The organism is Sphingomonas sp. SRS2 (genome assembly GCF_000971055.1).
GTDB lineage: Bacteria > Pseudomonadota > Alphaproteobacteria > Sphingomonadales > Sphingomonadaceae > Rhizorhabdus.
The window spans coordinates 17,987-39,994 of the sequence record NZ_LARW01000053.1 but is presented as its reverse complement, the minus strand read 5'-3'; the positions used below and the strand labels follow the sequence as shown (position 1 = coordinate 39,994).

35 protein-coding genes and 1 tRNA gene are annotated in these 22,008 nt (G+C 63.1%); 13 read left to right on the top strand and 23 right to left on the bottom strand.

All coding sequences use genetic code 11. From position 1 onward, the window contains the following. Positions 1–270 precede the first annotated feature (270 nt). Positions 271–540: a hypothetical protein gene (locus WP12_RS04050; protein WP_046192484.1), complete on the bottom strand. Its 270-nt coding sequence runs from the start codon at positions 538–540 to the stop codon at positions 271–273. A 119-nt stretch (positions 541–659) separates the two neighbouring features. On the opposite strand from WP12_RS04050, the gene WP12_RS04045 reads away from it, so the two are divergent. Further along, a tRNA-Ser gene (locus WP12_RS04045) sits at positions 660–752 on the top strand. Positions 753–936: 184 nt separating this feature from the next. Continuing rightward, positions 937–2,370 carry a tyrosine-type recombinase/integrase gene (locus WP12_RS04040; RefSeq protein ID WP_046192483.1) on the top strand — a complete coding sequence of 478 codons (1,434 nt, stop codon included), beginning with the start codon at positions 937–939 and terminating at the stop codon, positions 2,368–2,370. On the opposite strand, the gene WP12_RS04035 is transcribed toward WP12_RS04040, so the two are convergent. The 15 genes from WP12_RS04035 to WP12_RS03970 form a co-directional block, all read right to left on the bottom strand. Next, positions 2,367–2,570 (bottom strand): hypothetical protein, encoded by a 204-nt coding sequence (locus WP12_RS04035; protein ID WP_046192482.1) that lies wholly within the window; start codon positions 2,568–2,570, stop codon positions 2,367–2,369. The two genes, WP12_RS04040 and WP12_RS04035, sit on opposite strands and share 4 nt — an antisense overlap. Next, a complete protein-coding gene (locus tag WP12_RS04030) occupies positions 2,567–2,770 on the bottom strand; it encodes a helix-turn-helix transcriptional regulator (protein WP_046192481.1) in 204 nt (67 codons plus the stop codon). The genes WP12_RS04035 and WP12_RS04030 overlap by 4 nt, the downstream gene beginning before the upstream one ends. Before the next feature lie 159 nt (positions 2,771–2,929). After that, positions 2,930–3,358: a hypothetical protein gene (locus tag WP12_RS04025; protein WP_046192480.1), complete on the bottom strand. Its 429-nt coding sequence runs from the start codon at positions 3,356–3,358 to the stop codon at positions 2,930–2,932. After that, on the bottom strand, positions 3,355–3,591 hold the full coding sequence (locus WP12_RS04020) for a hypothetical protein (protein ID WP_046192479.1): 237 nt from the start codon (positions 3,589–3,591) through the stop codon (positions 3,355–3,357). The genes WP12_RS04025 and WP12_RS04020 overlap by 4 nt, the downstream gene beginning before the upstream one ends. Beyond that, positions 3,584–3,811, bottom strand: a complete 228-nt coding sequence (locus tag WP12_RS04015; RefSeq protein ID WP_046192478.1) for a hypothetical protein — start codon at positions 3,809–3,811, stop codon at positions 3,584–3,586. Before WP12_RS04015 ends, WP12_RS04020 begins: the two co-directional genes overlap by 8 nt. Then, a complete protein-coding gene (locus WP12_RS26195) occupies positions 3,804–3,935 on the bottom strand; it encodes a hypothetical protein (protein ID WP_268794721.1) in 132 nt (43 codons plus the stop codon). The genes WP12_RS04015 and WP12_RS26195 overlap by 8 nt, the downstream gene beginning before the upstream one ends. Further along, positions 3,932–5,134: a DUF6551 family protein gene (locus WP12_RS04010; RefSeq protein ID WP_052730197.1), complete on the bottom strand. Its 1,203-nt coding sequence runs from the start codon at positions 5,132–5,134 to the stop codon at positions 3,932–3,934. Before WP12_RS04010 ends, WP12_RS26195 begins: the two co-directional genes overlap by 4 nt. Continuing rightward, a complete protein-coding gene (locus WP12_RS04005) occupies positions 5,131–5,415 on the bottom strand; it encodes a hypothetical protein (RefSeq protein ID WP_046192477.1) in 285 nt (94 codons plus the stop codon). The genes WP12_RS04010 and WP12_RS04005 overlap by 4 nt, the downstream gene beginning before the upstream one ends. Continuing rightward, positions 5,412–5,726 (bottom strand): hypothetical protein, encoded by a 315-nt coding sequence (locus WP12_RS04000; protein WP_046192476.1) that lies wholly within the window; start codon positions 5,724–5,726, stop codon positions 5,412–5,414. The genes WP12_RS04005 and WP12_RS04000 overlap by 4 nt, the downstream gene beginning before the upstream one ends. Beyond that, a complete protein-coding gene (locus WP12_RS03995; RefSeq protein WP_046192475.1) occupies positions 5,723–6,022 on the bottom strand; it encodes a hypothetical protein in 300 nt (99 codons plus the stop codon). The genes WP12_RS04000 and WP12_RS03995 overlap by 4 nt, the downstream gene beginning before the upstream one ends. After that, entirely contained in the window at positions 6,019–6,315 is a 297-nt protein-coding gene (locus tag WP12_RS03990; protein WP_046192474.1) for a hypothetical protein, read from the bottom strand. Before WP12_RS03990 ends, WP12_RS03995 begins: the two co-directional genes overlap by 4 nt. Then, complete coding sequence (locus tag WP12_RS03985; protein WP_046192473.1) at positions 6,302–6,763, bottom strand: hypothetical protein; 462 nt, start codon at positions 6,761–6,763, stop codon at positions 6,302–6,304. Before WP12_RS03985 ends, WP12_RS03990 begins: the two co-directional genes overlap by 14 nt. Further along, positions 6,760–7,275 (bottom strand): hypothetical protein, encoded by a 516-nt coding sequence (locus WP12_RS03980; protein WP_046192472.1) that lies wholly within the window; start codon positions 7,273–7,275, stop codon positions 6,760–6,762. The genes WP12_RS03985 and WP12_RS03980 overlap by 4 nt, the downstream gene beginning before the upstream one ends. Beyond that, a complete protein-coding gene (locus WP12_RS03975; protein WP_152663881.1) occupies positions 7,272–8,324 on the bottom strand; it encodes a hypothetical protein in 1,053 nt (350 codons plus the stop codon). Before WP12_RS03975 ends, WP12_RS03980 begins: the two co-directional genes overlap by 4 nt. A 182-nt stretch (positions 8,325–8,506) precedes the next feature. Next, the gene (locus tag WP12_RS03970) at positions 8,507–9,181 is read right to left on the bottom strand and encodes a LexA family protein (RefSeq protein ID WP_046192470.1); all 675 of its coding nucleotides are present in this window, start codon (positions 9,179–9,181) and stop codon (positions 8,507–8,509) included. A gap of 334 nt (positions 9,182–9,515) precedes the next feature. On the opposite strand from WP12_RS03970, the gene WP12_RS03960 reads away from it, so the two are divergent. The 8 genes from WP12_RS03960 (at position 9,516) to WP12_RS03925 (ending at position 14,658) form a co-directional block, all read left to right on the top strand. Next, positions 9,516–10,976: a replicative DNA helicase gene (locus tag WP12_RS03960; RefSeq protein WP_152663880.1), complete on the top strand. Its 1,461-nt coding sequence runs from the start codon at positions 9,516–9,518 to the stop codon at positions 10,974–10,976. Further along, positions 10,976–11,863: a hypothetical protein gene (locus tag WP12_RS03955; RefSeq protein ID WP_046192467.1), complete on the top strand. Its 888-nt coding sequence runs from the start codon at positions 10,976–10,978 to the stop codon at positions 11,861–11,863. Before WP12_RS03960 ends, WP12_RS03955 begins: the two co-directional genes overlap by 1 nt. After that, the gene (locus WP12_RS03950; RefSeq protein ID WP_046192466.1) at positions 11,856–12,209 is read left to right on the top strand and encodes a hypothetical protein; all 354 of its coding nucleotides are present in this window, start codon (positions 11,856–11,858) and stop codon (positions 12,207–12,209) included. The genes WP12_RS03955 and WP12_RS03950 overlap by 8 nt, the downstream gene beginning before the upstream one ends. A 50-nt stretch (positions 12,210–12,259) precedes the next feature. After that, on the top strand, positions 12,260–12,823 hold the full coding sequence (locus WP12_RS03945) for a head-tail connector protein (protein ID WP_046192465.1): 564 nt from the start codon (positions 12,260–12,262) through the stop codon (positions 12,821–12,823). Next, positions 12,823–13,173 carry a head-tail adaptor protein gene (locus WP12_RS03940; RefSeq protein WP_052730196.1) on the top strand — a complete coding sequence of 117 codons (351 nt, stop codon included), beginning with the start codon at positions 12,823–12,825 and terminating at the stop codon, positions 13,171–13,173. The genes WP12_RS03945 and WP12_RS03940 overlap by 1 nt, the downstream gene beginning before the upstream one ends. Continuing rightward, positions 13,170–13,736, top strand: coding sequence for a hypothetical protein (locus WP12_RS03935; protein WP_046192464.1), 567 nt, complete (start codon positions 13,170–13,172; stop codon positions 13,734–13,736). Before WP12_RS03940 ends, WP12_RS03935 begins: the two co-directional genes overlap by 4 nt. Further along, complete coding sequence (locus tag WP12_RS03930; RefSeq protein WP_046192463.1) at positions 13,733–14,128, top strand: DUF3168 domain-containing protein; 396 nt, start codon at positions 13,733–13,735, stop codon at positions 14,126–14,128. Before WP12_RS03935 ends, WP12_RS03930 begins: the two co-directional genes overlap by 4 nt. A gap of 68 nt (positions 14,129–14,196) precedes the next feature. Further along, complete coding sequence (locus WP12_RS03925; protein WP_046192462.1) at positions 14,197–14,658, top strand: hypothetical protein; 462 nt, start codon at positions 14,197–14,199, stop codon at positions 14,656–14,658. Positions 14,659–14,788: 130 nt separating this feature from the next. Here WP12_RS03925 and WP12_RS03920 read toward each other — a convergent pair whose 3' ends face one another. After that, complete coding sequence (locus tag WP12_RS03920; RefSeq protein WP_046192461.1) at positions 14,789–15,070, bottom strand: hypothetical protein; 282 nt, start codon at positions 15,068–15,070, stop codon at positions 14,789–14,791. 179 nt (positions 15,071–15,249) lie between these two features. Here WP12_RS03920 and WP12_RS03915 point away from each other — a divergent pair, with 179 nt between their 5' ends. Together WP12_RS03915 and WP12_RS03910 are read left to right on the top strand one after the other, a co-directional pair. Beyond that, positions 15,250–16,218, top strand: a complete 969-nt coding sequence (locus tag WP12_RS03915; protein WP_052730195.1) for a cytochrome P450 — start codon at positions 15,250–15,252, stop codon at positions 16,216–16,218. 45 nt (positions 16,219–16,263) lie between these two features. Beyond that, positions 16,264–16,620, top strand: coding sequence for an EthD domain-containing protein (locus tag WP12_RS03910; RefSeq protein WP_046192460.1), 357 nt, complete (start codon positions 16,264–16,266; stop codon positions 16,618–16,620). On the opposite strand, the gene WP12_RS03905 is transcribed toward WP12_RS03910, so the two are convergent. Next, complete coding sequence (locus tag WP12_RS03905; RefSeq protein ID WP_160299142.1) at positions 16,577–17,290, bottom strand: TetR/AcrR family transcriptional regulator; 714 nt, start codon at positions 17,288–17,290, stop codon at positions 16,577–16,579. The two genes, WP12_RS03910 and WP12_RS03905, sit on opposite strands and share 44 nt — an antisense overlap. A gap of 265 nt (positions 17,291–17,555) precedes the next feature. Between WP12_RS03905 and WP12_RS03900 the strand changes: the two genes are divergently transcribed. Continuing rightward, positions 17,556–18,365 carry a phytanoyl-CoA dioxygenase family protein gene (locus WP12_RS03900; RefSeq protein WP_046192458.1) on the top strand — a complete coding sequence of 270 codons (810 nt, stop codon included), beginning with the start codon at positions 17,556–17,558 and terminating at the stop codon, positions 18,363–18,365. 90 nt (positions 18,366–18,455) lie between these two features. On the opposite strand, the gene WP12_RS03895 is transcribed toward WP12_RS03900, so the two are convergent. The 5 genes from WP12_RS03895 to WP12_RS03875 all read right to left on the bottom strand — a co-directional run bounded on the left by WP12_RS03895 (position 18,456) and on the right by WP12_RS03875 (position 21,939). Then, a complete protein-coding gene (locus WP12_RS03895) occupies positions 18,456–18,635 on the bottom strand; it encodes a CsbD family protein (RefSeq protein ID WP_046192496.1) in 180 nt (59 codons plus the stop codon). Positions 18,636–18,739: 104 nt separating this feature from the next. Then, the gene (locus WP12_RS03890) at positions 18,740–19,507 is read right to left on the bottom strand and encodes a response regulator (protein ID WP_046192495.1); all 768 of its coding nucleotides are present in this window, start codon (positions 19,505–19,507) and stop codon (positions 18,740–18,742) included. A gap of 88 nt (positions 19,508–19,595) precedes the next feature. Next, positions 19,596–20,096: a hypothetical protein gene (locus tag WP12_RS03885; protein WP_046192457.1), complete on the bottom strand. Its 501-nt coding sequence runs from the start codon at positions 20,094–20,096 to the stop codon at positions 19,596–19,598. 81 nt (positions 20,097–20,177) lie between these two features. After that, complete coding sequence (locus tag WP12_RS03880; RefSeq protein WP_046192456.1) at positions 20,178–20,921, bottom strand: Crp/Fnr family transcriptional regulator; 744 nt, start codon at positions 20,919–20,921, stop codon at positions 20,178–20,180. A 142-nt stretch (positions 20,922–21,063) separates the two neighbouring features. Next, positions 21,064–21,939, bottom strand: coding sequence for a LysR family transcriptional regulator (locus WP12_RS03875; protein ID WP_046192455.1), 876 nt, complete (start codon positions 21,937–21,939; stop codon positions 21,064–21,066). Positions 21,940–22,008 lie beyond the last annotated feature (69 nt).

Here is a 22,008-nt window from a genome sequence, read left to right as displayed (position 1 = left end):
GCGATACTGTCGGCGATCGGCGGGGCGCATCGCCGCGACTGTGACCGCGTGGTTCTTTTCGATATCGGTTAGGGCGCTGTCCCTCATCCCCGATCCCCTAACTGGCCGGGGAGGGGGAGGGGGTCGAACCATGGGTGACGCACGACAACGCTGTCCGCGAACAGTCGATCGCGCAGCCGCATAAATGGTGCGCGTTTTTGCGGGCCTCGGAAGACGCGCACCATGACAAGACGGGCCCCGGCCTTGTTGCTGTTAATGGCGGTCATGCGTTCAGCCTTTCGATCTCTGCGAGAATATCGGGGTGGCGAGCAAACCATTCGCCAGCCAAGCGGTGCTCGGAAAACTGTCGGTGGTATTCGGCCTCTCGAGACTGCCCGCCATCGGTGGTTCAGGCAAATGCTCAATCCGACCAAGGCCGAAATAATCCATGAGCTCGTTCAGCATCGCTCGAGCTTCATCAGCGGATAGATGGCTGACTGGCCCTTCATAATTCGGCCAAGGCTCGAGTTTCTGCACGGTATGGTGGCGAGCATCTTCCATCAGAACACCCCGCGAACAGAATGTGCCACCCGACGTGACACGGCTAACCGCTGCGCACCGCGCGTTTCGCGTTTACCGGGTTGACGCCTAAGCCCAGCGTTACTAGGGAAAGCGCCGCCGGAGACGTGGGTGAGTGGCTGAAACCAGCGGTTTGCTAAACCGCCGAGCGGGGTTTACTCGCTCCGAGGGTTCGAATCCCTCCGTCTCCGCCAGAACGTCCGCCAGAGCGGTGCGTATACGGGCACCAACCCTTGATTTTCCGGCGTTTTTGAGGCTTATGGCTCCAGCGGGCCTGAAAGTCTGTTCTCGGGTTGTTCACAGGCGTTCACTCTCCCGCATGGTATAACTCATGGTATCGGCCTCGCCGATCCATGGTATCGAGGAGGGCCCGCCGCTGTGCTGACCGATGCGAAGATCAAGGCCGCGAAGAAGCGCGAGAAGAAATATCGGTTGAGCGACGCCGGGCAGCTTTATCTTGAGGTGTCGACGGCTGGTGGGAAAAGCTGGCGCATGAATTATACCTTCGGCGTCAACCCGAAGGGCAAGCCGATCCAGAAGACGCTGACCTTCGGACCATACCCGGCGCTGTCGCTGCTCGACGCCCGCGCCCGCCGCGACGAGGCCAAGGCGCTGCTCCGCGAGGGCCGCGACCCGTCAGTCGAAAGGCGGCTGGCTGTGAAGGCGCAGACGATCGCCCACCTCAACACCTTCGAATCGGTCATGGGGACTTGGTTTGAGCTCAACAGCGGCTGGTCGATCGAGAAGCTGCGCGCCTGGATGAAAACGCACGACGGTAAGTTCTCGCCCGTCCATTGCGCTAACTGGACGATCGACCCGAACGGGCGCTGGTCGGCGCAGCACGCTTCCGACGTCATCACCTCGCTCTGGCGGGATATCACCCCGGCGATCGGCGAACTGCCAATCACCAGCATCAAGGCCCCGAAGGTGCTGGAGGTGTTGCAGGCGATCGAGCGACGCGGCGCGATCGAGACGGCGCACCGCCTGCGGCAACGGATCTCCGGCGTCTTCACCTATGGCATCGCGGCCGGCGTCTGCGACGAGAACCCGGCGGCTGGCATCGGCAAGGCCCTCAAGGATATCCCCAAGGCCAAGCCGCAGCCGTCGATCATCGACGGGATGGAGACGCAAGAGGAGCGCGTCGCGGCGGTAAAGAAGATGCTGACCGATTGCACGGCCGAGCGGTGCCGGGCCGAAACCAAGCTGGCCCTGCTGCTGCTCGCCCTGACGCACGTCCGGCCGGGCGAACTGGCGGGCGCGCGGTGGGAGGAGTTCAACCTCGACGCCGATCAGCCGTTCTGGCGGCTCCCGGCCGCACGCATGAAGGGTGACAAGGAGCGCAAGGGCGAAAGCGGCGGCGACCATATCGTTGCCCTGTCGACGCATGCCGTCCGCGTCCTTCATGTGCTGCGCCGCCTGACCGGCAAGTTCGGGCTTTGCTTTCCCAGCGAGCGGCATGTTCATCAGCCGATATCGGAGAACACCTTGCGGGCGCTGCTCATCCGGGCGGGCTATTATCAGCGCCATGTCCCGCATGGCTTCCGCGCCGCCTTCTCCACGATCATGAACGAGCGGCCCGCGTCAGATCGCATGGAGGGCGACCGCGACGTCATCGACCTGATGCTGGCGCATCTGCCCGAGCAGAAATCAGGATCGGAGAGCGCCTATAACCGGGCGGCGCATATGCCGCGCCGTCACCAGCTGGCGCAGGAATGGGGCGATCTCATCGTCGGCGAGATGCCTGACCCGGAAACCTATATCGGCCAGCCGATCAGGTACGCGGCGACCGGGCCGGGGCGGCTGGCGGCTTAGTACGGCTCCTCGGGCGGTTCCGCGTACTTATCCCACCGAGCGCTGTCCTCGGGCGTGGCGGTGCGGATGCGACGGATTTCGTACATACCGCCTGCGAGCGGGAAGCCTTCGGGCACGCGAAAGCGAGCGCACATACTGGGCATGTGGGCATCAAAGATCAGGCACTCAAACGCCTGATCACGGTCGGCGGTGGCGCTCATGCGGCCCTCCCTTGGCGCTGCTCGTCCTTCCACGCGCGAACCTCGCGCTCGCTCCACCGGCTGGACCAGCCGCCCGGCTTGTAGCGCGGGGGAAACTTCCCCTGACGCTCCAGCCGGTAGACCATCGTCTTGCCAAGGCCGATGATCTCCATGACCTTCTTGATATCGATCAGGTTGTCGTTGTCGGTTACGTCAGTCATCTCGCGCACTTCCTGTTGCCCGGCCGGACGATCGCCGGGCCGAATTGTAGGATCACGCCCGCGCCGCCGCATGGAGCACAGGGCCAAAATTGAAGGCCATACCTGAAGGTGACGGCGTTCCCTGCACCCCGGCAGACCGGGCAGATCATTGCGCGGCGCTCACTCGCCGCCGCTGGGCATGGGCCCGAACCGCGAAGCCTCGGTCACCGGCAACTGCGCCTCGGTCGGCACATAGATCATGTTTGCCTTGGTCTCCTTCATGGCCTCGATCTTCAGGAATTGAAGGTAGCCCTCTGGCCCGCCGAGCGAGTTCTGCAGGATCTTGTTCGCCCGCGCCTGCCCGGTGGCGCGGGTGATGTCCGCGTCCGCGAGATATTGTGCCGACTCCTTCGCGGCTTTGGCCTCAAGGGTCTTAATCTGGCGGTTGCTCTGCGCCTCGGCGAGTTGCGCCCGCCCGGCAGTGTCGGCGTTCCAGACGCGAACGCTGTTATAGGCGGAGCAGCCGCCGATACCGCCACCGACGACGACCGTTATCAGGACGCCGACAGCCAGGCTGACGCCGAGAATGTTCTTTGCGGGTTCGTTCATGCCAATGCTTCCTTCTTGGTGATGGGGACGCCCGAGGGCGATTGTTTCCTGATCGGCTGGAGGGCTCCGACGCGCTGGGCTGCAAGGTGGAGCTTCTGGACGGCCATCGAGGGCGGCTTGCCCGAGCTGCATTCGTCGGGCGTCCGGTTGTCATATTGGTCGGCCATGTCGTGCAGCTCGCGCCGGGCGGGGCTGATCGCCGATCGAAAACCGTGGGCGTAGCGGTCAGCCATGCGGCACCTCCGCGTCGACGATTGCCTGGAGCGCGGCTATGATCGCTCGCGTCCTTTCGACCGGCCATGTGATCGACTGCAGATCCCTATATGGGCTGGACTGCATCAGGTGGATGATGCGCTCGCGAGGGTAATAGGCGATAGACACCGCCTCGCGATCGACGCGCTCGACCTCGGCGACGGTTTCGATCTCGATGTCCTGCTTTGCTCCATCAGCCATGACGCCGCCCCTCTCCCAGTTCGTGCATCCTGTCCGCGATCTCGCTGACGTCGCGGGCGATCACGGCGACGAGGATCAGGAGCCCAACCGCTACCGCGCCGAAGAAGATTTCGACGCCGCTCATGCTGCCTCCTCCCGCGTCACGTCTGCATATGCCTCGAGCAGCATCTCGCGGAGATGTCTGTTGCGATCCGTCCCGCCTCGGCTTTTCGTAAGGAAGCTGGACCAGCCCTCCATGTCGAAGGTCGTTAGCGCTCGCATCAGGCGCTCGCTGTCAAAGTCGGGCGGCGGCGAGACGAGCACGGCGCAGATCGCAGTGAATACCGACGACCCGGCAACCAGGCGCTGCCCTGAGAAAGCCTCCGCCATCATTGCGAGAGCGCGCTCGGCGGTGAACTCCCCATGTCGTTTCCGAACCTTGGTAATCGCCGACGTGAAGGCGACCTCGCCCGGCGCCCAAGATGCAGATCCTGTCCGGCGCGAGACGCTGAACCCGACACGAGTGATGAGAGCCGCCACTGCGATCGCGTCCTCGTCGCCGCCAGCCTGTGCGGCGTGGAAGTCATCGAGCCGATTGATTGCCCGACGAGCCCGGTTCGCTGCCACGAACATTGCTGCCTCGTCGGCTGGCCCGCCATAGGTCGATACGCAGCAGGGCAGCTGCGGGATATCGTTGCGCATGCCAGCGGCGGCGCGCCGATGTTGGCCGTCGATCACGTACAGGCCATCCGGGCGCCGTGACACCATGAGCGGGACGCAAAGCCGCCAATCCCATTCGGTTGCAATTCGGCGGATCAACGCCCGGCTGGGCCCCGTCTCAATGGACCGCTGATAGCTGTCGTCGACAAGCAGACGGTCGATCTGAACCCACTCGATCGAAGGCATGGAGCCGCGGGCCGGGCCATGCCGCACACGCTCGGAAGATGCAGTGTTCGCGGCTAAAATCGGGTCGAGGCGCTTAGGCGTGGATTCGCTTGGTTTTGGCGCTGAAATCTGGGGCTTTCGAGCGATTTCTTCAGCAAGCATCGGCCGACCGACACGCTCGGCTTTCTGCGCCTGAATGCGGCGGCTGATTTCGTCGCTATCATCCGACCGATCGGGAAAAACCTCAATCGATCGCTGCTCGCCGCGACGGCTGATCCTGATCCGCCTCGCGTCGGAAAGGTCGGCGAGCATTATGCGTACAGCAGCCTCAGTGAGCCCGCCGACAACGGTCATTATCTCCAAATCGGATGGGCCCTTGCCGCCGCGCTCTTCGCGGTTCCGCAAGAAGGTCAGGGCGCTATCGCGCTGGCCCTCGCTGTAAGGCTTGCCCGCGATCATGCTGCGCCCCCGGTGATCATAGCGTCGGCTCGCGCAGCTTCGGCCCGGCAGACTGCTAGTACTTGGGCGACTCCGCCTAGCTGGGCATCGATCTCAGCTTGCAAGGCAAGCCGCGCAGAGGGGTCGCGGGCGTCCGAATAGAACGCCACCAGCTCGCCGGTCGCGTGATGCTGATGCACCGACCCGACGTGGCGGAACCAGCGCCGCCGCCAGTCAGCCGCCCAAGGTGTCGCCTGCGTCTCGGCTGGGGCGGGATAGCGCAGGGATGGCAAGCCGCTCATGCCCGCGGCTCCCGCGCTTCGAGCTGATCGAGGTCGAGCATGAAGCCCTCGCGGAAGGTCTGAAACCACCCGGCATGGTCGGCGCAGCGGCTTTCGATCAGGTTGAACTTGATCCGCAGCGAAGCGATGTCGGGCGCACGGACGTTCTCAATGAGATGGTCCATCGCGACGCAATAGGCGTCCATGGCCGCGTCGCACTGGGGGTCGTCGTCGGCCATCGCGTCCGAGAACGCCCGCAATTTCCGATACGCATCATAGGCGTGGTCGAAAGCGTTATGCTCGCGCTCGCCCTGCTCCTGTGCGGCGTTCATGCCGACACCGGCGTCAGGTACATCGGGAAATCCTTGCTCAAGATCGCGTCGACTTGGTCGGCGGCGTCGCTAAGGCCCTCGGGGTCGGCGGCGCGCAGCGCGTCGCGGAAGCCGGCGAGCTTTGCGGGATCCCTGCGGATCTGCTCGAACATCGAGAGGAATGCAGACGTCCGGATATGCTCCCGGATCTCGACTATGAAATCGGGCGATATTGGACCGACTAAACCCCGGTCGCGCAGCCATTTCACGACAAAGGCGTCTGGGATGTCATGCCGGTAAGGATCGGTTACGCTCATGCTGCGCTCCTGCCGAAAGTGAGGATGTTGTTCGTTACGGTCGGTTCGGAAACCGGCTCTTCTTCGCCGCCATCCCCGCCTTCGCCGGCTGGTTGCCATTCTCCGCAAAAGCGGGTGGCGCTGGTCAGCGGGAAGATGCCGACATGCCAGTACGGCCCGATCGGCTTCAGCTGCGGCGGATCGACGCAGCATGCGCCGAGGTCCGGCTGGGCCTGCGGGTCTATCGATCCCGCGGCGAGCGCCGCGCCAGCCTGATCCCACCAGAAGCAGGTTTCGCAGCTACGCTTTGACATCGGTCGCCTCAGCCCGATCGGCCAAATATGCCTCGACGCTGTCATATGTCTCAAGGTCGCCGATGATCACGCGGCCATCGGGCATGAGAACGCCGAATTGAAAATCGCCAGCTGGGGCGCCGTCGTTGACCCCTCCAGGCGTAACCGGCCGGACCTCCCCGTCGATGCAGATTGCCCACGCGATGACCGGCTTATTCCAGCCTCTCATCTCGCCATCATCCCCTCGGTACGGGAATATCATGGCGGTGCCCGGCGCGGCCGGCATCATCTGAACAGCGCGGATGCGGATGCGGTCGACCTCATGGCCGTGCAGGTCGAGCAATTCGTCGCCATCGAGCCGGACGCGGTGAACGGTGCGGTCGCCCGTTTTGGTCGGTTCACCGATCGAGAGGATCCGATCGAGATTGAGGAGCTGTTGCGGCCAGCCGCGATCGTGCAGCGCGATCATGCCGCCATCCCCTGCAGATGTTCGGACGCGGCGAGCATAGGAGCATAGATGCCGATGATTGGGCCGAGTAGCTTCTCGGTGAGGTGATATGTCCAGATCGGTCCGTCCGACATGCGCAGGGCCGCCCTCCCGTTATATATCCCGCCGACGGGCGAAAGCGGGTGGATCATCCAATGGTCGTCGAGATGCGGGTTGAGGTCGGGCCGGCGGTTTTCGTATCGCGCGATCCGCACGACGCTCCGGGTGACTTCAAATCGCACCGGCTCGCGGTCGGCAAATCGTCGCGCCACCATCTCGTAAGGCATACAGGACGGCGGGCGCTGATACTCGATCGCCCAAAGCCCCGGAGTAATCGGGTCTCGATAGAGCCAATCCGTCGAATAGACGGCGACGTCGCCGAGTTGCAGCAGGACATTATGGTCGTCGATGATCGGCACGACGCCGAGGCCGGGCCTGATGCGCGATACGATCGGCAAGCTATCGCCGGGGGGCAAGGTGGCGAGCGCGTTCATGCGGCGCACTCCCCACCATCGGGCGCATCGCGGCCAAGCAGCCGGCGGATATCGGCCAGTATCTGCGCTTCCTCGAAGTCGCCCTGTTCCGCGAGGAGATCGACCTTGTCGCCAAGCTCCTCGAGCGTCGACACGGGGTATGTCCAGATGCGGCCGAGGACTTCGCCACTGGCCCTCCCAATATCATCGTTGGCGCGGCAGGCGGCGTGAAGTTCTGTCCGGATGCCGCGTAGTTGGCGCTGACGCCAGAGGTGGGCAGCAAGCAGCTTCCGGGCGTTCTGGACCCATTCCTGGCCGCGAAATTCTGCCCGCTCGGCTGGGTCGCGCCGGACACCGCCGATTGTCGTTCGGGATATCTCGACGAGGCGCCGCGCCGAAGCGACATCGCGATCATCCTTCGAGGACATGCTGCGATAGCCGCCGTCGATGGTTTCATACCCCGTTTCGAAGGTAGGGATCAGGGCGTCGGCCGCAGCGAGCTTGAGCCGTAGCGGCTCGATCACCTCGTCGTCGTGCGTGCTGGTGTCGTCATCCCGAGCACGAAGTTCGGCGATCAGCTCCGCAAGCGATGGCCCCGGGCGGCTGTCGATGACACGCCCTTCGCGCTCCAACTTGCGAATGATCGCGGCGCGAGCGCCTTCATGGCTGTGCATATGGTCGCACAATGCGTCCATGCGCCGTCGCCGTTCGCGCTCCTGATCGTCGCAGGGAAGGCCAATACGCAGGCTGATCTCGCCGTCGGCTTCATAGAGGACTTCAGCGTGGCCGGCGAAGTCGCGAAACTCCTCGATCCAGATATCAGCATAGGGCTCCCAAGCGCGGGGCAGCCCGTCGTCATTGCATTGCGCTGCAATGTCGAGACGCTCGATGGCCTGCTCAAGAGTGCGCCCGATCGTCAGGTCTGGAAGATTGAGGAACAGGGCGCCCGCGATCGGCGGGTGGGTACCGATATCCCCCAGGACAGGGGGCTCGACATTCGGCGTCGGAGACAGCCGGGCGGCCATGCTGGCCGGGGATGCTGGTATTCTGGGTGGGGTACGCTCGACCATATCGGCCTCCTGCTCGAGGAGCAGGATCAGACCGGCGGCTTGTCGGCCGCTGCATCAGTCGTCGCGAGGCGCGCCGGTGCTAGTCCTGCATATCGGAGTCGGCCTTTGGGGACTCATCCGATGTGCAGGATGATGAATGTGATAATTCACATCGTCAAGCTACAATGTGATATTGCACATTCTCACTCGGGACGGTAGGATCCTACCACGATGCCAAGTATCCGAATTTCCAAAATGTCTTCGCCCGGCTCGCTCAAAGAAATGGGCCGCTGATGCGCGGGGTTATTCGACTTCGGCAGCAGCCAGCGCTTATTCGCGCCGTCCTCGAAGTATTCTTTGATAGTCGCCTCATACTCCCCGCCGACGCGCTGACGCAGAACGATTACACGCTTGCCCGAAACGATCTCGGTATTGCTGCTGATGGTCACATATTCCACGAAGCTCCCAGGTGGATAGAGTTGATCCATGCTGTCGCCGTCGATCCGCATTGCTGCCCGCTTCGACAGAGGGGCATCAATGTCAGATCGACCGGGAATGGTCAGCCATTCTTCTTCGGGCCACTCAACCGCTTCGCGCCAGACGCCTGCGGCGACAGCCGCTTTAACTTTCAGCATCGGTCCGACGCTCTGGCGGTCGACGCTCGCTGGCAGCAGATCAAGAACCGAGATGCCAAGCGCGTCCGCCAGTTTTTCCAGCGTACCAAGGCGAATATCGGTCGTTTCAGAGCGCTTCAGAATGTCCCGCACCGCCGTCTCCCCAAGACCCGCCTTCAGCGCCAGGGCCTTCTGCGTAAGTCCGCGGACTTCCATCCAGTAAGTGATCCGCTCGCGAATATTGGTGATCCGATCATCGCTCATCTTCAGTGTCCCATGATTGCCGCATCGTTTCGGATGGGTTTCATCACCCGCCCTATACAGAAATGTGCCGCATCACATAATGGAAATGGTGGTTAATGGACCCTCTCCTCGACGAAATAGAACGCTTCCTCGCATTGACGAAGATGAAGCCCACCCGATTTAGCTTGGACGCGGTCGGCGATGCCCATTTCGTGCGCCACCTTCGGATCGGTCGGCAGTATTACCCGCGGACCGCGCTCAAGGCTCGCCAGTACATGCGGGAATATGCCGAACAAGCCCGAGCCGGCCAAGCGGGGGGCCACGGGGTACCCGTGAGCGCAGCGGCCTAATTGCCGTGACGGGGGATTACGACAACCGCTTTGCTGAGGCGGGGGTGCTAGATCGCGCTCAGATGCAGCAGCTGATGAACGTCGAGGCCGAAGGCTTCGTCATCGGCTCGCTGCTCCGCAACAACGACGGCCTAGATGCCGTCATAGACTTCCTGACCCCGGATGACTTCTGCGACCCGCTCATGGGCGCGGCCTATACTCTGATCAGCCAGGAGGTCGCACAGGGCAGGGGGGCGAACCCCGTCACCATCGGTCCGCGCTTGCGGGAAGCGGGCCCTTTCGACGACCGAAACCCGGTTGTAGTGCTGGCCGAACTGACGACGAGCATATTTGCGGGCATGTCGCCAACGACGTCGGCGCGGACCGTGGCCGATCTTGCCAAGCGACGCCGGTTCGTCGACGGCATCGATACCTCGCTGCGCATGGCGCTCGATCTCAACACCGACCTACGCGACGTCGCTGTCGCCGCCGACCAGAACGTCGCGGCAGCTCTCCGGCTCGGAGTGGCTCGCTCGTCGATGCTGCTGTCCGAGGCGTGGCGCGCGGCCGTCGAGCGCATCCGGCAGATCCGGGCAGGCGAAATCCAGTCTTCGTTACGGCTGGTCGGCTTGTCGGACGTGGAGGACGTCACCGGCGGCATTCGGCCCGGCGATTTCATCCTGCTTGGCGGACGGCCCAGCATGGGAAAGACCGCGCTGTCGCTGGGTATCGCTCGCCGCGCTGCGGAGGCAGGGCAGGGCGTACTGTTCATCAGCCGGGAAATGAACACCCCGCAGCTCATGCCGCGGATGATCGCGGACTTGATGTTTGAATCGCACAGCCATGTGACATTCGATCGCATCTTGAAGGGCGAGGTCACCGACGATGATTTCGCGGTGATGGCTGAGATTGAGGCGCGCATTGCGGCTTGGCCGCTAGTGATCGACGATCCGACTGACTTGAATGCTGGGCAGATCGCCTCGCTTATTCGCCGGCATCAGCGCGCATTCGCCGCGCGGGGTCAGCAGCTCGACCTGGTCATCATCGATTATCTCGGGCTGGTCGATCCACCGCCCAACGGTCGCCAGAATCGCAACGAGGAAGTTTCGGCCATCAGTCGGGCGATCAAGGATGCCGCTCGTTCATGCGACGTCGCGATTATCACGTTGACGCAGCTGAACCGATCGGTGGAGCAGCGCGACGACAAGCGGCCGATGTTGTCAGATCTCCGCGACAGCGGCTCACTGGAGCAGGACGCCGACGTCGTCGTATTCGTATATCGCGACGAATATTATCTCGGTCGCGCCGAGCCTCCGGCTGGCGATAAGAAATATGAGCAGTGGCAATTGGACATGACCGCCGCTCGCGATCGGGTCGACATCTACAGCGCGAAGGTCCGCCAGGGCGCGATCACCGGCCGCAAGGGCTACTTCTTCGGCACGCGTCAGGCGATCCGCAACTCCGACTATTATCGGACCGGCTACTGATGGCCGGCGACGTCCCAGGAGCCCGGCAGGGCTTTGCCCGGGCATGGCGCGGCCGGTGGGATCACCCCCTGTTCAAATCGAAGCAGGAAGCCGCCGTCTGGGCATGGATGACGGACACGGCCCGTTTTCGCGCCCATGAGTTCCAGACCCGGTTCGGCATTGTACGGCTTGAGCGAGGGCAGCTTCTAGTCTCGCAGCGGACCATCGCCGACGAGTTCGGGCTGGGGCGCCAGCAGGTACGAAGGCTCATAGATAGCATGGTGATAGCTGGGATGATCACCGAAAAATCAACCCATAGCGCAAGCCGTGCAGGGACTATCGTCACCATCGTAAATTTCGAGCGATATCAAGGTGATGCAGAGGCGGGGGAGGTGGTAAAAATCCCTCTCCTACCCAAGAGACAACCCATAACCAACCCAAGACCAACCCAAGACCAACCCACAAGAGAAGAAGGTAAAGAAGGAAGAGAAGGTAAAGAAGAGAGTCCTTCGGACTCTGTCTGCGCGGGGGCGCTTCCCGCGGTCGACGACGTTCAGTCCGCCTTCGACGCTTTCCAGGCCCTACGCCGGGAAATTCGGCCCACGGGTGGCGCCATCTCGCTCACCGCGCCGCGCCGCGCCGCCCTTGGGCTCCGACTGCGCGAGATCGGCGGGATTGAGGCATGGGGCAACGTCCTCGCCCGCATCCGGGCCTCTCGCTTCCTGCGCGGCGACACGGACCGCTGGGGAGGGGCTGAGATCGACTGGATACTGAAACCGGCCAACCTGACTAAGATTATTGAGGGAAACTACGATGAACGACCTGACCGCCGCGGCCTCGGAAACGGATCTGGCGCCAGCCCCATCGATGCGCTTGCCTTTGCCAGAGCTGCAGGCGGTTTTGATTGACCCGTTCAGCGGCCATTGGGACGCGGAGCGCGCCCTCGACCATGCCGACCGTGCTGGGGTGGAGGGTTCGATCGACGCGGAGGTCGGTGGATTGCTCGCCAGCATCCAGCCCGCGCCCCGCAGCTGGTTCGGAAAGCGCCTATCGTCGCTCTGGACGCTGTTCATGGCGGCACGTCAGGCCGACCCGCGCGCTATGACGGCATGGATGATGGAGAACACCCGGCTGTTGTCCGACCTGCCGTTCGACATCGTCGGCTTCGCCATCGACGAGGCCGTGCGTACCGCTCGGCATAACTTCATCCCCACCCGTCACCACCAAGTAAGTCTCGCGCCCCTCCAGGCGTGAACCCGGGGCGGCGGCGTATCTGCCGCCCCAACCTATTCAGGGAGGCCGACATGCGCGTGATCGTCGTGACGCCCCCCGATCCCGTCGTGACCTTCGCCGAAGCGAAGGCGCGGCTGCGCCTCGGCAATTCCGAGCAGGCCGACGTCGAGAGCATGATCGCGGCCGCGACCGAAATGTTCGACGCCGGCACCGGCTGGCTCGGCCGCGCGATCGGCGAGCAAGTCCTCGAACTGCGCTGCGACCGTTTCACCGATGGCGACGGTGACCCGGTGAAGCTGCCCTATCCCCCTGTCGCCGCGATCGTCAGCGTCAAATATCTGGACAGCGCGGGTGTCGAAACGACCCTGCCGTCGTCCGATTATGACTTGATCGGCGAAGAGCTATGGCCGGCGCACGACGCGGTATTCCCGACGATGCTCGGGCGCCGCGAGGCGCTGCGCATCCGATACAGCGCTGGCTATGACGACGTCCCGGCCGCGATCAAAAACGCGATCCTTCTGGCCGTCGGCGATATCTACCGATTCCGCGAAACGCTGAGCATGACGACGGTCGACGAGTTGCCGTCGGCGGCAAGCATCGGGAACCTGCTCGCCAACATACGGATCTATGAGTGATGGCCGGGCTCGATCGCGGTTCGCTCGACAAGGAGATCGAGATCCAGGCCTTTACCAAGGCGGGCGGCGTGATGAAGGCCGGCAAGGGCACATGGGCGACGATCGACACGGTCTGGGCCAGCGTGAAAGACGTTCTGCCCAGCCGCGCGGAAAAGACCGGCGACACGATCGACATCGCCAAGCGCCCCGCGCGGGTCCGCATGGATTATCGGGAAGACATCACCAGCGCGCATCGCTTCAAGCTGGGCGCGCGCATCATGGAGATCGTCGCAGGGCCGGCCGAGATCGGCCACCGCGAAGGCATGGAATTCATGGTCGTCGAGTACACGACCAAGGGCGAAGCGCCATGAAGCAGCTGGAGATCAAGGGGCGTGCCGAGATGGACGCCTTTCTTCAGACGCTGGCGCCGAAGCTCGGGCGCAGCATCGTGCGCGGCGGCATGCGCGAGCTGGCCAAGGTCGTCGCCGAAGAGGCGAAGGTGCTGGTCAATTCGGATGCGGTGCGCGGCTCGATCGGCGTCTCGGGCCGGATGATGCCCGACGGTACGATCATCTCGAAGGTACGGACGAAGGGAAAGGGGGCGTTCATCGCGCCTTGGCTCGAGTTCGGCACCGCCGCCCATTTCATCTCGATCGACCTCGATGCGAGGCCGGAGAGCAAGACCCGCCGCGGCGTTCGCAAATGGAGCATCGGCCTGATCAACAAGGCCGCCAAGCGCGGCAGTCTGATCATCGGCAACCAGTTCGTCGGCGCCAGCGTCCATCACCCCGGCGCAGAGGCTAAGGCGTTCCTGCGGCCCGCAGCAGATAATGCCCTCGGGCGGGGCATGGAGGCGATGGGCCAATATATCCGCGCCCGCCTGACGAAGGAGGGCCTCGACGCGCCGGATCTGGGCGGGAGCGACGACGAATGAGCGGCGTCCCCATCCTTGGCGAGATCTTCGAGGCTGATGCCGACCTGGTCGCCTACGCCGCGAGCATCATCGGCGGGGCGCTGGGTCTGGGCGGCACCCTGCCGGCGATCGTGCTGGGGACGATCAGCGCGGTCGATCTGAAGACCTTGTCGGCGGGGCCGCGTCGCCGCGTCGCCGAGCGCGTCCAGGTCACCGTCATGGCGAACAACTATGCCGAGATGAAAGACGGCATCCGGCTGGTGCGCGCCGCTGGCGCGGGCCGGCTCGGCGATTTCGCAGGGGCGACCGAGGTGTCGGTCCAGCTCGACGGCACCGGCCCCGATTTCATTACCGACGATCCGACCATCTGGTGCGGGTCGCAGGATTTCATCGTCTCCTACAACGAGGCGTGACCCCCATTGCCTGACGGCAATATCACTGCCCGCATTCCGCGGGCTTTTTCTTATGAAAGGAATTGCCCATGTCCGTACGTACGGCAGCGGGAACGACTCTGCATATCGCGGTGGCAGCGCCGGCAACCTATGACGGCACCGGCTATGCGGCGCTGACGTGGATCAAGGTCGGCGAGATCACGTCGATCGGCGAATATGGCCGCGAATATACCGAGGTCACGCATCAGCCGCTCGACAGCCGCGGCGTCCAGAAGCTGAAGGGCGGATACAACGAGGGCACCTTGCCGATCGGCCTCGCGCTCGACACCGACGACGTTGGCCAGATCGCGATGAAAGCGGCCCGCAATTCCGACAACGCCATCAGCGCGAAGGTCACGCACCAGAACGGCGACGTCGATTACATGCGGACCATGGTCTTCAGCTTCAAGGTCAACCCGGGCGAGCTGAACAGCATCGTCAATGCCAGCGCCAGCCTTGGCATCACCACCAACTCCGCTGGTGTCGGCATCGTCGAGGTGCTGGCCGCCTAACCCCCAGTTTCCGACCGTACCCTTTCGGTCGGGAAAACCCGCGTCGGCTCGTCCTGTTCGCAGGACGGGGCGGGTCGGCGCATCCAATCCGCCTGCGAAGGATCCACCATGGATATCACCAAAAAAGCCGTTACCCCGACCTCCATCCTCCATCCTCCACGTCCGCTCGGCCGACGACACGCTGCTCTATGAAACGGGCACCGATGGCCGCGACGATCTGAACCAGCCGGTCACGATCGAGCTGTATGGCCCGGGCTCGAAGCCGTACATGGACAGCCAGGCCAAGGCGCAGAATCGCATCCTCGAACGCATGCAGCGCAAGGGCAAGACCACGCGCAGCGCCGAGGATATCCAGAACGAGCAGCTCGAGCAGCTGATCGCCTGCACGATCCGCTTCAATCATCTGGAGCATCCCGCAGTCCCCGGCGCCAACGGGGCCGAACTGTTCCGCGCGGTCTATGGCGATCCGACCCTCGGCTTCATCCGCGATCAGGTGCAGATCGCAATGGTGGCCATTGGATTCCCGTCAGCGGCCCCGCGCTGCACGAGATATTTGCCGACCACGCCCATTTTTCGTCTCGCATCGCGCAGGTGCCTCGCGAGCGGGGGCTGGCCTATAAATCGCGCCCGCAGACGATCGACCCGCCATTTCATCGCGGCTTCCGCGCGTTGCTCAACCCGTCCTTGTCGCCCAAGAGCGTGCATCGGATGCAGCCGCTCATTCGCAGCACGGCGATCGACCTGATCGAAGGGTTTCAGGCGGAGGGCCGTTGCGAATTCATGCAGGATTTCAGCTTCCAGCTGCCCATCCGGATGTTCATGTCGATCGTCGATCTGCCGATGCGCGACGCGCCGATGCTGAAAGCCCTGGCGGACGAGATACCTCGCCCTGCGAAGATGACCCTGGAGGAGGTGTACGCGGCGATCGAGGGCTATCTCGCGCCCTATCTGGCGGAACGAAAGCACAATCCCGGCCCCGACATGCTCAGCGAACTGGTGAACGGCAAGGTGGACGGCCAACCCGTTTCCGATGCGGAGGCACTCGACCTGTGCACGCAGGTTCTGTTCGGCGGGCTCGATACGGTCGCTGCGATGCTCGGCTTCGTCATGTACTTTCTCGCTCGAAATCCCGGCCACCGCCAGCAGCTGGTTGATGAGCCCGAACTGATTCCCGCTGCGATCGATGAGTTGATCCGGCGCTTCCCGATCGCGATCGCGGGCCGGGTCGTGAAGGAGGATTATCTTTTCCATGGCCAGTTGCTGAAGAAGGACGATATCATCTCGATGCCGACCATGGTGCACGGTCTCGACGAGCGCATCCTCGGCACTGCATTGGACGTCGACTTCCGCCGGGCAGGCGCGGGGCATTCGGCTTTCGGCAACGGTATTCATCAATGCCCGGGCCAGTTCCTGGCGAGAACGGAACTGCGCATTACACTAGAGGAATGGATGAAGCGCATCCCCGACTTCACGCTTGCTCCCGATGCCGGGATTGCGATGTTTGGCGGGGCCGTCGGGTTGATCAAGGCATTGCCGCTCCGATGGCCGGCGAACGCATAGATTAGGCCGGGCTGGATCAGCCAGCCCGGGAAAAAAGGAGCCCTTATGTTCAAGGCTGTCTGTCTGCTGAAGCGCCGCCCGGGGATGAGCTTTGAGGAGTTTGTCGAATATTACGAGACCAATCACCGCAAACTTGGCGAAAAATGGCTGAACGGTCCAACCCGCTACGTGCGTCGCTACCTGCACCCGGTGAACAATCCCGTGAGCGGCGAGACGCCCGAACTCGATTATGACGTTCTGACCGAAATGTGGTTCGAGACCCGCGAGGCTTTCGACGTGGCAATGGCGGCTCTGTCGCGACCGGAGGCGGCGCAGGAAATCCTCGAGGACGAGGTCAAGCTGTTCGATCGCAGCAAGATCAGCCTTTGCTGGATCGAGGAGCGTGAATCTGATCTCCGGTAACCATGCCTGAAGCCGTCTCCTCTGCCTCGATCAACCGCACGAGCCGGTCGCGTTCGACGCCCTTCACGACGCTGATTGCGGTCGCGAGAAAATTCATCCGATAGACGCGCGGCAGTTCCGCATCGGTCAGCTCGTCGCGCGTCCAGCGGTTCAGGATCGCGAAATCGGCATCGACATGGCGTCGTACGAAAAACTCCATGTCGAGGCCGGGGAGAAGATGGCCCTGCCGCTCAGCATAGGCGAACCAGCGGCGGATGCGGGCAACAGGCAGTTGATCAACTTCCCCACACAGCGCCGAGCGTGGCGCCTGCGTGAAGTAGAGGCCGACGAAGGCGCGCACCAGTTGGGGCTGTGCCAGCGTATCGATCATCGATCGATCGCATTCGGCCAGGATGGCCTCGGGCGTTTCGCCCAGGACCAGGTCGCCCCAGGCGACGCGCATCTGCTCCATGTAGGCGGCGATCGCATGTGCCATCACCCCCTCCTTGTCGCCGAAGGCATGGTAAATGGTGCGTGTTCCGACACCTGCGCGCTTGGTGAGCTGACCTACCGTCATGCCCGCCGGTCCGTATTCGATCAGCAGCGAAAGCGCTTCCGTCAGGATCCGCTGACGGCGTTCGCGGATGGCGGCGCTGGCATAGGCGCGTTGGCCATAGACAGTTGCGATCACGTCCTCCTGCCATTTCCAAAAGCGGATGCCGTTCCGCAATATGATGAATGTCTCAACGGGATGGCGGGGGAGACTGGCATCGTCAACCTCGATCTTATATTTTGTCTATACATTTATGAGGGGCTGCGGCAATGATGTTTTGCGGTTGTTGCTCGGTGGCGGCGGGTCCGACATTCTTTCACGATCGCAAGCTTTGTGCGGGGCTTGGTCGCCATGATTCCGCGCAGCGGTTCGATCCGTTAAATGTCGGCCTGTGGAGAGCGGTATGAGCGATTTGTCTGAACGATTTGCGCTCGACGGCGCGGTGGTGCTGCGAAACATCCTGGACGGCGATCAGGTGGCGATGCTTCGTAAGGGGATCGACGCCAATCTTGCCGCGCCGAGCCACCGGGTAAAAACCGCGAGCGGCCCCGAGGATCCGGGCCGCTTCGTCGAGGATTTTCGGAATTGGCAGCGCATTCCTGAATATCGGGAACTGATCTTCTCGTCGCGCCTTGCCGAGGCCGCTGCTGATCTGATGCAGAGCAGCACCGCGCGCCTCCATCATGATCATATGCTGACAAAGGAGGCCGGCACGCTTCAGCGCACCCCCTGGCATCAGGATCAGCCCTATTATAACATCGACGGACGCCAGAATGTCAGCTTTTGGATCCCGGCCGATCCGATCCCGCGTGAAGCGACACTGGAGTTCGTCGCTGAGTCGCATTTGGGGCCCTGGCTCATGCCGCGCTCCTTCATGGCCAAGCAAGCGAACTGGTTTCCCGAAGGAACCCTTGCCGATCTCCCCGACATCGAAGCGGATCGCGCCAGGCACAGGATTCTCGGCTGGGCGCTTGAGCCCGGGGATGCGGTCGCATTCCATATGCTGACCCTGCACAGCTCCGCTGGTTCCGCCCGGCGTCGGCGCGTATTCTCGGTGCGCTTCGTCGGCGACGACGCACGACATGCGCCGCGTGAATGGGCCACTTCTCCGGATTTCCCGGAGCTTGCGGAACGCCTGCCGGCAGGGGCTGCGTTCGATGACCCGTTGTTCCCCGTCGCATGGACCGAAGGCGGCATGCCGCAGGGCCAATGATTGATAGCGCCTGCGGTTGCGGGCCGTGCCAATGCCACACAAAAAGGGCCGCCCCGGTAACCGGGGCGGCCCTTTTTGTTCAAAGTTTGGTCAGACGCGGTTGATCACGCCTTTTACCTCGCCCTTTGCCTTTTGCAGGTCGCCCCGGGCTTCCTGGGCATCGCCTTCGGCGGTGATGTCCGGGCGATCGGTTGCGTCGCCGATCGCGCGCTTCGCCTTGCCGATGGCTTCGTTGGCATGACCCTTGGCCTTGTCGAGCATTTCACCCATGTAGATTTCCTTCACGGTTTCAGTTGAAGGAAGAACGGTCGGCGTTGTTAATATGTTCCAATAAACTATTGATACATAATGTTTCTATAGCGAAACGGACTTGATCAGGCAGGGATTGCCGCCCGTCCAAAAAACAGCGCCTGGCTGATCGCCGCCTTGATCGTCGACCGCTGGAAGGGCTTGGTGATGAGGAAGGCGGGCTCGGGCCGCTCGCCGGTCAGCAATCGCTCCGGAAAAGCGGTTATGAAGATCACCGGCACAGCGAAATCGCCCAGGATTTCCTGCACGGCTTCCAGCCCGCAGCTGTCGTCGGCCAGTTGGACATCGGCCAGCACCAGCCCGGGGCGCCGTGACCGCGCGCTGGCGACCGCCTCGGCATGGGTTACGGCGAGCCCGCTGATATCATGACCCAGCGCCCGCACCAGTTCTTCGAGATCCATGGCGATCATCGGCTCGTCTTCGATGATCAGGACGTCGGTACGGGGCTGCCGCTCTATTTCGGTCAGGGCGTCCTGCGCGAGTTCCTCCACCGAGGCGCGGCTGCAGCCCATCAGGTAGCCGGCATCCTCGGGCGTAAAACCCTCCATCGCGGTTAGCAGCAGCGCCTGACGCGAACGTGGCGTAACCCGGGTGAGGCGGCCTTGCTCATTCCCGGCGTCCTCGCCGGCGCGGACAGCGTCCCATTCGCGGTGCAGGGCCGCGTAGAGACCGAGGCGGGGGTCGAGATTGCGCGGGAAGCTGCCGGGGTCGGCAACGATCGACTGGAGCGCCGTCCGGACGAACGCGTCGCCTTCAGTCTGCGAGCCTGTCAGCGCCCGCGCGTAGCGCCGCAGAAAGGGAAGGTGGGGGGCAAGCTCCTGGCCAAGCGTCACTGTCATGTAATCCCTATCAATCTCGAAAAATGAACGCGGCGCCGGTGCGTTGGTTGCACCGCCGCCGCGCCGTCCAGCTTATGCTGGATTAGTTCTTGTCCGGCATCCTTGCCTCTGCATTCGCGCCAACGGCTGCTCTGCCGCCGACTGCTGCGCTATCGTTCACCGCGCTCGCGGTATCGCGTCTGGTCTTGCGCGTCGCACGCTTGATGTCGCTGGCGGCGCTGCGCGTGGTTTGCTGTGCGTTGTCGGCGGTGCTTGCAATCGCGCCCTGTGCGGCGCCGGCGCCAGGGGCCCGCGTGGCGACGCCGGCATTGGCCGATCCGCTTGCGGCGGACCCGACGGTGCCGCCGGCTGCCTGACTATTGCTGCCCAGAGCGCCGTTAACGCCCAGGCCGACCGAATTACTGCCGGTGCGCGGGTTGACGTGCGTGGTCGTGTCGAGTGTGCCGCTGCCGCCTAGCGATGGTCCCGCCGAACCGGCTGCGCCCCCGACTGTAGCGCCGACCGGGCCGCCAAGTTGCGCCGATGCAGACGCCGAAAACAGGCCGATTGCGATACTCGCGCTTGCTAAAAGCATCCTGTTCATTACCTGCTCCTCCAGAAGCGCTGGCGCATCGCCACTTCATCGAAGCAACGCGCCGCCTTGATCTTTGATCCGGAAATCGGGCTAAGCCGCTACGGAATCGGCCTCGCGCGGGTAGACTCCGGCCAGAATGGTGTCGAAATGATCGCGGATCCGATAGTTGCAGTCGCACGCGATTGCGTTGAGGCGATCGATATCGAGTATCAATATCCGCCGGCGGCGTGATCCGACGATTCCGCTCGATCCCAACTGACGCAGTGAACGGTTGATGAAACTGCGACCGACGCCGAGCATCTCGCCAAGCTGTTCCTGGGTTATGACGATCTCATCGCTGCCTATCCGGTCGCGGGTCGCGATCAGCCAGCGGGCCAGCCGCTGGGCGATGGTGTGCGATGCATTGCATGCAGCCGACTGGAACAACTGGGCGACGAGGCAGTCCGAATAGCGCGCCAGCCAATGCGATATCGTGGGCGATTGCGCCTTTGCCTGCGCCAGCGCGCTCAACGGAATGCGCAGGAAGCGGCCGCCGAACTGGACATGCGCGCGGGCATAAGCGGGGAGGCGGCCAGTCGAGACGATCCCGCCGACGGCGCCCTCGCGGCCGACCAGCGCGGCGTCGACCATATGATTGGCATCGGCTGCGACTACGAAGGATGCGGCGGCGGCGGCCAGCGGGAACCAGGCGAAGCGGACTTCACTTCCCGATTCCTGGAGGATCTTGCCGGCATGGCATTCATGGGTGGTGAAGGACGGCAGCAGAAGCGCCAGATCCTCGGGTTTCAACGCGGCAAGCAACCGGTTCTGCAAAGCGGTTTCAATGTCGACCATACTCAACTCCAAAAAGTCGAGTTCCAAACGTTTCACCTCCGAACATGTTCACTGGGAGACATAGCGGAGTGAAAAAATTTCCGGGTCGAAACGAAAATGACAGATTTTTCGATAGTTAGCGGCTCTGCCATCTGCCCGATGGTCAGGTCATGCCGATGACGCTGGACTTCAGCCAGTCGGCAACCGCTTCGATACGCGCCAGGCGACGGAGATCGCTGTGCGTGACCAGCCAGAAGCTGCGGCGAATGTTGACCAGATCGGGCAAAAGCGGACGGAGTGACGGATCGCGATCGCCGATGAACGCCGGCAACACGCCGATCCCTGTTCCGCTGGCGATCAGCCGGTGCTGGACATTGATGCTCGTGCTGCGCGCTGCCGCTGAGAGGCCGGCGCCGACCTCGCTTAGATAGTCCAGTTCGGGTGAGTAGATGAACTCGGGAACGTAGCCGATCAGGGGGTGACGCCGTAAATCCTCGATCCGATCCGGCGTATGGCGGGCGGCAAGGTAGGTCGCGGCGGCATAGAGGCGCAGACTGTAATTTCCCAGTTTCGACGCGACAAGCCGGCCACTCCGCGGACGCGCGAGCATCACCGCCATATCGGCTTCGCGCTTCGACGGATTGAGAAAACCCGAGGCTGTGACAAGATCGAGCCGGATTTCCGGGTGCCCCTGTTGAAAGGCGGGAAGGGCAGGTGCGAGCACCCAGGTCGCAAAGCCTTCGGCGACGCTCAGCCGCACATGCCCGGACAGGCTCGACGAGTCGCCGGACACATCGCCGATCGCGGCCAGCGTCGCGCTCTCGACCTCTTCGGCATGCGCGAACAATGTCTCGCCACGCTCGGTCAGGCGGCGTTCGCCGCCGATCGTCTCGAACAGGCTGGCGTTGAGGGCGCTCTGCAACCGGGTGATCCGCCGGCTCAGGGTGGTGACGTCGATTCCCAGCGCCTGGGCGGCGGGCGCGGCCTTTCTCATGCGGGCGAGCACGAGAAAAATTCGGAGATCATCCCAATCGAGCATTCCAAAACCATAGTGCAAAAATGCACGAAAGACATGCAAATATACCGGCTTGCATGCGCCAACTCATGG

Bases quoted from the DNA above. Each gene is read 5' to 3' on its own strand.
- WP12_RS04050 (WP_046192484.1), bottom strand. From the start codon at position 540: ATGGAAGATGCTCGCCACCATACCGTGCAGAAACTCGAGCCTTGGCCG.
- WP12_RS04035 (WP_046192482.1), bottom strand. From the start codon at position 2,570: ATGAGCGCCACCGCCGACCGTGATCAGGCGTTTGAGTGCCTGATCTTT.
- WP12_RS04030 (WP_046192481.1), bottom strand. From the start codon at position 2,770: ATGACTGACGTAACCGACAACGACAACCTGATCGATATCAAGAAGGTC.
- WP12_RS04025 (WP_046192480.1), bottom strand. From the start codon at position 3,358: ATGAACGAACCCGCAAAGAACATTCTCGGCGTCAGCCTGGCTGTCGGC.
- WP12_RS04020 (WP_046192479.1), bottom strand. From the start codon at position 3,591: ATGGCTGACCGCTACGCCCACGGTTTTCGATCGGCGATCAGCCCCGCC.
- WP12_RS04015 (WP_046192478.1), bottom strand. From the start codon at position 3,811: ATGGCTGATGGAGCAAAGCAGGACATCGAGATCGAAACCGTCGCCGAG.
- WP12_RS26195 (WP_268794721.1), bottom strand. From the start codon at position 3,935: ATGAGCGGCGTCGAAATCTTCTTCGGCGCGGTAGCGGTTGGGCTCCTG.
- WP12_RS04010 (WP_052730197.1), bottom strand. From the start codon at position 5,134: ATGATCGCGGGCAAGCCTTACAGCGAGGGCCAGCGCGATAGCGCCCTG.
- WP12_RS04005 (WP_046192477.1), bottom strand. From the start codon at position 5,415: ATGAGCGGCTTGCCATCCCTGCGCTATCCCGCCCCAGCCGAGACGCAG.
- WP12_RS04000 (WP_046192476.1), bottom strand. From the start codon at position 5,726: ATGAACGCCGCACAGGAGCAGGGCGAGCGCGAGCATAACGCTTTCGAC.
- WP12_RS03995 (WP_046192475.1), bottom strand. From the start codon at position 6,022: ATGAGCGTAACCGATCCTTACCGGCATGACATCCCAGACGCCTTTGTC.
- WP12_RS03990 (WP_046192474.1), bottom strand. From the start codon at position 6,315: ATGTCAAAGCGTAGCTGCGAAACCTGCTTCTGGTGGGATCAGGCTGGC.
- WP12_RS03985 (WP_046192473.1), bottom strand. From the start codon at position 6,763: ATGATCGCGCTGCACGATCGCGGCTGGCCGCAACAGCTCCTCAATCTC.
- WP12_RS03980 (WP_046192472.1), bottom strand. From the start codon at position 7,275: ATGAACGCGCTCGCCACCTTGCCCCCCGGCGATAGCTTGCCGATCGTA.
- WP12_RS03975 (WP_152663881.1), bottom strand. From the start codon at position 8,324: ATGGTCGAGCGTACCCCACCCAGAATACCAGCATCCCCGGCCAGCATG.
- WP12_RS03970 (WP_046192470.1), bottom strand. From the start codon at position 9,181: ATGAGCGATGATCGGATCACCAATATTCGCGAGCGGATCACTTACTGG.
- WP12_RS03955 (WP_046192467.1), top strand. From the start codon at position 10,976: ATGGCCGGCGACGTCCCAGGAGCCCGGCAGGGCTTTGCCCGGGCATGG.
- WP12_RS03945 (WP_046192465.1), top strand. From the start codon at position 12,260: ATGCGCGTGATCGTCGTGACGCCCCCCGATCCCGTCGTGACCTTCGCC.
- WP12_RS03940 (WP_052730196.1), top strand. From the start codon at position 12,823: ATGGCCGGGCTCGATCGCGGTTCGCTCGACAAGGAGATCGAGATCCAG.
- WP12_RS03935 (WP_046192464.1), top strand. From the start codon at position 13,170: ATGAAGCAGCTGGAGATCAAGGGGCGTGCCGAGATGGACGCCTTTCTT.
- WP12_RS03930 (WP_046192463.1), top strand. From the start codon at position 13,733: ATGAGCGGCGTCCCCATCCTTGGCGAGATCTTCGAGGCTGATGCCGAC.
- WP12_RS03925 (WP_046192462.1), top strand. From the start codon at position 14,197: ATGTCCGTACGTACGGCAGCGGGAACGACTCTGCATATCGCGGTGGCA.
- WP12_RS03920 (WP_046192461.1), bottom strand. From the start codon at position 15,070: ATGCTCCAGATGATTGAAGCGGATCGTGCAGGCGATCAGCTGCTCGAG.
- WP12_RS03910 (WP_046192460.1), top strand. From the start codon at position 16,264: ATGTTCAAGGCTGTCTGTCTGCTGAAGCGCCGCCCGGGGATGAGCTTT.
- WP12_RS03900 (WP_046192458.1), top strand. From the start codon at position 17,556: ATGAGCGATTTGTCTGAACGATTTGCGCTCGACGGCGCGGTGGTGCTG.
- WP12_RS03895 (WP_046192496.1), bottom strand. From the start codon at position 18,635: ATGGGTGAAATGCTCGACAAGGCCAAGGGTCATGCCAACGAAGCCATC.
- WP12_RS03885 (WP_046192457.1), bottom strand. From the start codon at position 20,096: ATGAACAGGATGCTTTTAGCAAGCGCGAGTATCGCAATCGGCCTGTTT.
- WP12_RS03880 (WP_046192456.1), bottom strand. From the start codon at position 20,921: ATGGTCGACATTGAAACCGCTTTGCAGAACCGGTTGCTTGCCGCGTTG.
- WP12_RS03875 (WP_046192455.1), bottom strand. From the start codon at position 21,939: ATGCTCGATTGGGATGATCTCCGAATTTTTCTCGTGCTCGCCCGCATG.